Source organism: Bradyrhizobium jicamae (assembly GCF_001440395.1).
GTDB lineage: Bacteria > Pseudomonadota > Alphaproteobacteria > Rhizobiales > Xanthobacteraceae > Bradyrhizobium > Bradyrhizobium jicamae.
Window position 1 is genome coordinate 21,415 of record NZ_LLXZ01000016.1, and the last position, 7,212, is coordinate 28,626.

Annotated in this window: 8 protein-coding genes; 1 reads left to right on the forward strand and 7 read right to left on the reverse strand. The window is 63.8% G+C overall.

The annotated features are described in order from the left end of the window. Positions 1 to 4 precede the first annotated feature (4 nt). The 7 genes from cckA to flgB all read right to left on the reverse strand — a co-directional run bounded on the left by cckA (position 5) and on the right by flgB (position 6,280). Positions 5 to 2,572: a cell cycle histidine kinase CckA gene (cckA, locus tag CQ12_RS03670; RefSeq protein WP_057834005.1), complete on the reverse strand. Its 2,568-nt coding sequence runs from the start codon at positions 2,570 to 2,572 to the stop codon at positions 5 to 7. Between the two features lie 147 nt (positions 2,573 to 2,719). Then, entirely contained in the window at positions 2,720 to 3,793 is a 1,074-nt protein-coding gene (gene flhB / locus CQ12_RS03675; protein WP_057834006.1) for a flagellar biosynthesis protein FlhB, read from the reverse strand. Between the two features lie 98 nt (positions 3,794 to 3,891). Beyond that, positions 3,892 to 4,662, reverse strand: a complete 771-nt coding sequence (gene fliR, locus CQ12_RS03680; RefSeq protein WP_057834007.1) for a flagellar biosynthetic protein FliR — start codon at positions 4,660 to 4,662, stop codon at positions 3,892 to 3,894. Between the two features lie 14 nt (positions 4,663 to 4,676). Further along, positions 4,677 to 4,940, reverse strand: coding sequence for a flagellar biosynthesis protein FliQ (fliQ, locus tag CQ12_RS03685; protein ID WP_057834008.1), 264 nt, complete (start codon positions 4,938 to 4,940; stop codon positions 4,677 to 4,679). Between the two features lie 149 nt (positions 4,941 to 5,089). Next, positions 5,090 to 5,401 (reverse strand): flagellar hook-basal body complex protein FliE, encoded by a 312-nt coding sequence (gene fliE / locus CQ12_RS03690; protein WP_057834009.1) that lies wholly within the window; start codon positions 5,399 to 5,401, stop codon positions 5,090 to 5,092. 16 nt (positions 5,402 to 5,417) lie between these two features. Beyond that, the gene (flgC, locus tag CQ12_RS03695) at positions 5,418 to 5,843 is read right to left on the reverse strand and encodes a flagellar basal body rod protein FlgC (protein WP_057834010.1); all 426 of its coding nucleotides are present in this window, start codon (positions 5,841 to 5,843) and stop codon (positions 5,418 to 5,420) included. Positions 5,844 to 5,869: 26 nt separating this feature from the next. Then, on the reverse strand, positions 5,870 to 6,280 hold the full coding sequence (gene flgB, locus CQ12_RS03700) for a flagellar basal body rod protein FlgB (RefSeq protein WP_057834011.1): 411 nt from the start codon (positions 6,278 to 6,280) through the stop codon (positions 5,870 to 5,872). Between the two features lie 433 nt (positions 6,281 to 6,713). Between flgB and CQ12_RS03705 the strand changes: the two genes are divergently transcribed. Continuing rightward, positions 6,714 to 7,212: flagellar biosynthetic protein FliO (locus tag CQ12_RS03705; protein WP_198164060.1), on the forward strand; the 499-nt coding region annotated here is incomplete at its 3' end.

The window sequence follows — 7,212 nt, forward strand, 5'->3', positions numbered from 1 at the left end:
GCGTTTACTTGGCCGTCATCGTCTCCTTGACCTTCTCCACCAGCGCGCTCAGCGCGAACGGCTTTGGCAGGAAGGCGAACTGCTCGTTCTCCGGCAGGCTCTTGTCGAAGGCCTCTTCGGCGTAGCCGGAGACGAAGATGATCTTGAGGTTCGGGTTGCGCTTGCGCATTTCGCGCAACAGCGTCGGGCCGTCCATTTCCGGCATCACGACGTCGGAGACGACGAGATCGACCGCACCGTCCTTCTCGTCGAGCGCCTCCATCGCCTCGATGCCGTTGGAAGCTTCGATCACGCTGTAGCCGCGCGAACGAAGCCCGCGCGCGTTGAGCGAGCGCAGGCCGTCCTCGTCTTCCACCAGCAGGATGGTGCCCTGCCCGGTCAGGTCGGGCCGCGGCTTCGGCGGTTCGGCCGCGGCTTCCTTGGCCGCGCCATTGGTGGCCTGCGCTTCCGGCTGCGTTTCCAGCTCGGGCCGGTGACGCGGCAGGAAGATGCGGAACGTGGTACCTTCGCCGGGCGTGGAGTCGACATAGACGAAACCGCCGGTCTGCTTGACGATGCCGTAGACCGTGGAGAGGCCAAGCCCGGTGCCCTTGCCGACTTCCTTGGTCGAGAAGAACGGCTCGAAGATCTTGTCGACGATCTCGGCGGGGATTCCGGTGCCGGTATCGGAGATGTCGATGCGTACATAGTCGGCGGCCGGCAAGCCCTTGTAGGAGAGCTGCGCGGATTCATCCGCCGTGACGTTCGCGGTCTTCACCGTCAGCTTGCCGCCATCGGGCATCGCGTCGCGCGCGTTGACCGCGAGATTGACCACCACCTGTTCGAATTGCGAGACGTCGACCTTGACCGGCCAGAGGTCGCGGCCATGCATGAGGTCGAGCTTGACTTTCTCGCCGATCAGCCGCCGCAGCAGCATGGTGAGATCGGACAGCGCGTCACCGAGACCGAGCACCTGCGGCCGCAGCGTCTGGCGGCGCGAGAACGCGAGCAGTTGCCGCACCAGCGTCGCGGCGCGGGTCGCGTTCTGCTTGATCTGCATGATGTCCTGGAACGACGGATCGGTCGGCTTGTGCGCGTTCAGCAGGAAGTCGTTCGCCATCATGATGGCCGAGAGCACGTTGTTGAAATCGTGCGCGATGCCGCCGGCGAGCTGGCCGACCATATCCATCTTCTGCGACTGGTTGATCTGGTTTTCCAGCGTGCGCCGCTCGGTGGTCTCGAGCAGGTAGACGATGGCGGCTTCGGTGTCGCGCTCGTCCTCCTCGACCGCGGTGACGAAGAACTGGCCCCAGCGCTCCTTGGCGCCGTCGAGCATGGCCTCGACGGGCGCGATGTCGCCCTGCCCTTCCGCGGCCTGATTGATCGCCGCGATTAAAAGGTTTCGGTCGCGCGCGTTCACCGCGCGGAAGATCGACTTGTTCGCCGCACCGTCAGGGCCCAGGCTTTGCGCGAGCTTGGCGAAGCGGGCATTGGCACGGACGACAGCGCCGCCGCGGTCCACCGTCGCAATCGCCATCGGCGTGTGGTCGAAGAAGCGCATGAAGCGGACTTCGGCGGCGCGCTCGGGGTCGGAATGCTCGTCGCGCGCGCGGCTGATCACCAGCGTGCGCGACGACCCCGGCGAGCCGTCGGCGCCGAAGGCGAGCTTGTGATAGAGCCGCACCGGCATGGTCTTGCCGCCGCGCATGCGCAGGTCGATGTCGAACACCTCGGTTTTGACTTCGCCCGGTACCGCCACGATCGAGGTCAGGAGCGAAGCGCCGTCGCCGGAGACGATATCGGAGAGCTTCAACCCGCCAGACCCGATCTCGGCGAGATCGTAATCGAGCCAGTTCGCCAGCGTTGCGTTGACATAGATGACGTCGCCAGCCGGATTGACCGAGAAGAAGCCGCATGGAGCGTGGTCGAGATATTCAATCGCATGCTGCAATTCCCGGAACACGTCCTCCTGGCGTTCGCGATCCCGCGTGATGTCGGCGATCGACCACACCGCATATTTGGCTTCGCGCTTGCTCTGGCCGAGCGGCCGAACCCGCATCCGCAGCCAGCGGCCCTGCGCACCGTCGGAGCCGGCAATGCGGACCTCCTCCTGCTGCCGCTTGCCTTCGCGGGCGGCCTTGAGCAGGCGGAAAACGGCCTCCGAGACGTCAGGATTGCCGATGAAGACGCGCTCGACCGGCCGCACATCCTGCCGGCTGGCAGCCCCGGTCAGCGCCAGATAGGCGGCGTTGGAATAGACCACGTGGCCCTTGGGGTCGGTCACCGCCAGCCCGTCATAGGCCTGATCGGCGATACGGCCCATCACGGGGTCGTCGGAGGTACGGTCGGTAAAGCGGACAATACCGGCGGCAAAGGCGAACAAATTGAACAGGCCGACCATGGCCAGCAGCGCCAGCACGCCCAGGATATAGGGCTGGGCCTGGGCGCGACCGATGGTCATCAGTGCGATCGCCACCCCGACAATGCCGGCGGCCACCAGCAGCACCAGCATGATGCTACCTCCCCGCCGCGCCGGCTCGTGGGCCGCGAAGGGCTCGGTGGGCGAACGGCGACTGTCGGTTTCGGCGGTCATCTGAAGAGGCGCTGCCCTTCGGCAAGGAGGAGACGGGCGGATTCGCACGCCCCTCCTGAGTGCCTGAATCGGACCTGCAAGTGCAAGTCCATCAGGCGGTTATTTGACAGGTTGAAGGCATTTCAAGGCGTTTTCCAGCGGTTCCCATCACATTCTCCGGGCGCCGAGGCCGTTCTTGAGGCGCATGACGTAGCCGATGATCTCGGCGACCGCGTGGTAGTGCTCGACCGGAATCTCCTCGTCGATATCGACGGTGGCATGGAGCGCGCGCGCCAGCGGCACGTTCTCCACGATCGGAATGTCGTGCTTCTTGGCGATTTCCCGGATCTTGAACGCGACGTTGTCGACGCCCTTGGCGACGCAGACCGGCGCCGACATGCCGCGGTCGTAGGACAGCGCCACCGAATAGTGGGTCGGGTTGGTGATGACCACGCTGGCGTTGGGAACGGCGGCCATCATGCGCTTCTTCATGCGCTGCTGGCGCAACTGCCGGATCTTGCCCTTGATGTGGGGGTCGCCTTCGGACTGCTTGAACTCGTCCTTGATCTCCTGCAGCGACATCTTCTGGCGCTCGAACCACTGCCGGTACTGGAAGAAGTAATCGGCGATCGCGACCGCCGCCAGCATCGCCACCACCGCGCCCATCAATTGCAGCGTCAGGCTGGTGGTGACGCCAAGGATCGCCGAAGGATCGAAGCGCAGGAACGACTCCAGACGATCACGCTCAGGCCACAGCACCGCCATCATGACAGCGCCGAGCGCGATCAGCTTGAACAGGCCCTTGAGGAAATTCGCCAGCGCCTGCTTGCCGAAGATGCGCTTAAACCCGGCGCCCGGAGATACCTTGCTGAACTTCGGCTTGAGCGATTCCGACGACCAAACCAGCCGGTGCTGGATCATATTGCCGGCGATCGCGGCAAGCGCCAGCATCAATAGCGGCACGCCGATCGCGCCGAGCACGGCATAGCTCAGCGTATTGCCGAGCGCGAGCAGCGCCGCGCCGTCGGTGCGAAGCTGACCCGCATTGGCGATCAGGTTGCGCAGCGGCATCAGGATGCCGCCGCCGATCGATCCTGAAAACGTCGACAATATCAGCGTGCCGCCCGCGATGATGAACCAGGTGTTGACCTCCTGGCTCTTGGCGACGTCGCCCTTCTCCAACGCATCGTCGAGACGTTTCTGCGTAGGGTCTTCTGTTTTGTCGTCGGAATCGTCGGCCATCGCGGCGCTCTAGTTTCTTGTTTGAGCACGATCGCCGCGCAAACGCATTCCGCGTTTGTCGCAAGCGAAAACCGGCATACCTTTTTTTGGATCAGGCTCTATTTCAGCGGCGTCAATTCGTGCATCACGCCGATGAAGTAGTTGAGATAGGTTCCCATCATCGCCGACAGGACGAGGCCGAAGATCAGGAATCCGATCATGATCGACAGCGGCACGCCGACGAAATAGACCTGCATCGCCGGCATCAGCCGCGCCAGCACGCCAAGGCCGATATTGAAGACGATGCCGAACACCAGGAACGGCGCGGAGAGCTGCATGCCGATCTTGAAGGCAGTAGCGAAGGCGCGCGTGGCAAGCGCCGCCACATCCCCGCTCGGCATCAGCTCGCCTGGAGCGAAGATCCGATAGCTCTCGTTCAGCGCCGCGATGACGAGGTGATGGGTATCGGTGGCAAACAGCAGCGTCATGCCGAGAATGGAGAGGAAGTTGCCGATCAGCACGCCCTGCTGTCCCTGGGTCGGATCGACGGCGGTGACGAAGCCAAGGCCGAGCTGCTGGGCGATCACCGAGCCGGCCACGGCAAGCGCCGCCAGCGTCACGCGCGCGGTGGCGCCGAGCACGATGCCGATGGCGATCTCGTGCACCAGGAGTACCCCGAGCGCGCTCATCGAGGAGAGGTCGATCTGATAGGCGGTGCGATGCAGCGGCAGGATGATCAGCGTCAGCAGCAGCGCAATCGCGAGCTTGATGCGCACCGGAATATTGCTCTCGCCGAAGCCCGGCAACAGCATCACCATCGCTCCCACGCGGGCGAACACCAGCATGAAGGTGGCGGCAAGGGCGGGCAGCAGAGAGATGTCGACGCGCATTCATGGACAATGCATCAACCGCCTATGATTCGCGACGATATCCGCATCATATAACCGTGCATCGAGTCAGCCATGAACGGCAGCGCCAGTAGTAATGTCAGGAAGATCGCAAGAATCTTCGGCACGAAGATCAGGGTCTGTTCCTGAATCTGGGTCAGCGCCTGGAACAGCGACACCACGACGCCGACCACGAGCCCAATCACCATCAAGGGCGCTGACACCACCACGATGGTCCAGATCGCATCGCGCGCCACGTCCAGGGTTTCGGCACCGGTCATTTCAATTTCCTCTTCTTGCGCGAACTCTCCACCGTCATTGCGAGGAGTGTCAGCGACGAAGCAATCCATTTGTGTTTGTGGCCCGATGGATTGCTTCGCTTCGCGCGCAATGACGACGCTTTCGGGCTGCGATGACGTCCCATGGCACGTCAGATCGGCATCTTCATGATGTCTTCATACGACTGGATCACGCGGTCGCGCACCGACACCAGCGTCGAGACCGCGACGTCGGTTTCCGCCACCGCCGTCACCACGTCCATGACGTTGGCCTTGCCGGAGGTCATCGCCATGGCCTGCGAGTCGGATTTCTTGCCGGCCTCCAGCACGCTTCCGACGGCGTCCTTGAGCAGCGCGCTGAAGGATGGACCGCCGGTGGACTCGTTGCCCTTCTCGGCGCCGCCGGTCTCCACGATGCGCGAAAGCGCGGCGTAGGCATTTGCTGCAACGGTTGGTGAAGCCATTTTCTATGGTTCCTGTTCAGGCCTTGAGGATGTCGAGCGTGCGTTGAATCATGCGGCGCGTGGCGCTGATGATGTTGAGGTTGGCCTCATAGGACCGCTGCGCCTCGCGCATGTCGGTCATTTCGACCAGCGGATTGACGTTCGGATATTTGACGTGGCCGGCCGCATCCGCCGCCGGATTGCCTGGCTCGTGCTTGACGCGAAATGCCGACTGGTCAGTCCTGACCTTTCCGAGCGTCACCACCCTTGCGTCCAGCGAACGATCAAGCGCTGACGAAAAGGTCGGCACCTTGCGGCGATAGGGATCGCCGCCGGCCGTCGGCGACGTCGAGTCCGCATTGGCGATGTTTTCCGAGATCACCCGCATCCGTCCCGCCTGCGCGCGCAGGCCGGAGGTCGCGATGCTCATCGAGCGGGCGAAGTCGCTTGCCTCATCTGCCATGATCCGGTTCTCCTAATCGGGCTGCGTCAACGTCTGCCGATGGCGGTTTTGAGCAGGCCGAGGCTGCGGGTGTAGAGCGACGTGGCGGCCGCATAGTCCATCTGGTTGGCCGAGACCTTCAGCATCTGGTCTTCGAGGTTGACCGAATTGCCGGCAGGTTTGGTCAGAAAGCCGCTCTTGCCGCCGTCTCCCCTGAAACTCTGTCCGCCGCCGGAGACGGACATGTGGGTCGCGCTGGTGCGCATCATGGCGAGCGACCCCATCGCGCCGCCGACATTCGCGCCCTTGTTGTCGAACTTCGGCTCGACCAGGTCGGTCGGCCGGAAATTCGGGGTATTGGCGTTGGAGACGTTTTCGGCGAGCACGCGCTGGCGCTCCTGGTGCCACTGCATCTTGGTGCGCAGCGCCGACAGGATCGGAAGATCGTTGATGGCCATCGAGCCGTTCCCCGTTAACCTCTGGCAGCCGCCGCGAGGTAGGCAGAATTTGCCCGGTGTATGGTTAACGGCTGGTTAAAATCGCCCGCGGCGAGCTCGGACAGCGGCGAATCTCCGGCTGTGGTGACGAAACGAGCGCATTTTCGCCACGAAAACTGCGTTAACCAGCAGCCACCAACGCGACTTGGGGCGCTCAGAAGTCGTTTTGGCTCAAGCGATTCTTGGTCTATTAATTAACCGGACGGCGGCGCTCGCCGTGGGGAATTAAGGAATAAGGCTGATCTCGGGCGTGATTCGCCGGCTGCGGATCGCTTCGGGGCATGGTCAGGATGGCGGGAACCGTGTTCCCGGGGAACATGCTCGGACGGAAAGACCGAAGACCGCACTCGTCGAAGCCAGCATCAGAGAACGGCTCGTGGCCGGGGACTAAAGAATGCAGACACTGACATTCCTCTTCGCATTCATCGCCGTTTTGGCGCTGATCGGCGTGGCCGCATGGCTGGTTCGTCGCTTCGCCAACAACCGCCTCGGCGCCAACACCCAGCGCGGGCGGATGCCGCGGCTTGCCGTGATCGACGCCGCCGCCGTGGACGGCCGCCGACGCCTGGTGCTGGTTCGGCGCGACAATGTCGAGCATCTCCTGATGATCGGCGGACCCAGCGACATCGTGGTCGAGCCCAACATCGTGCGCGCGATGCCGAACCGCGAGCAGATGGCACCGCGTCCGGCGGTCGCCGAGCAGGCGCCGCGGATTGCGCCGCTGCCCGATGCGGCCTGGAGCGAAGAGCCCGCAAGGGCCGACGCACGATCGACCGACGGCTTCGATCATCCGGTCGAACCGCAAATGCCGGAGCCGCCGCCGCGCACCGCGCGTCCCTCCTTCGCCGACGAACTCCGCCGGCCCGCGCCGCCGCCGATGCCGGAGCGTCGCG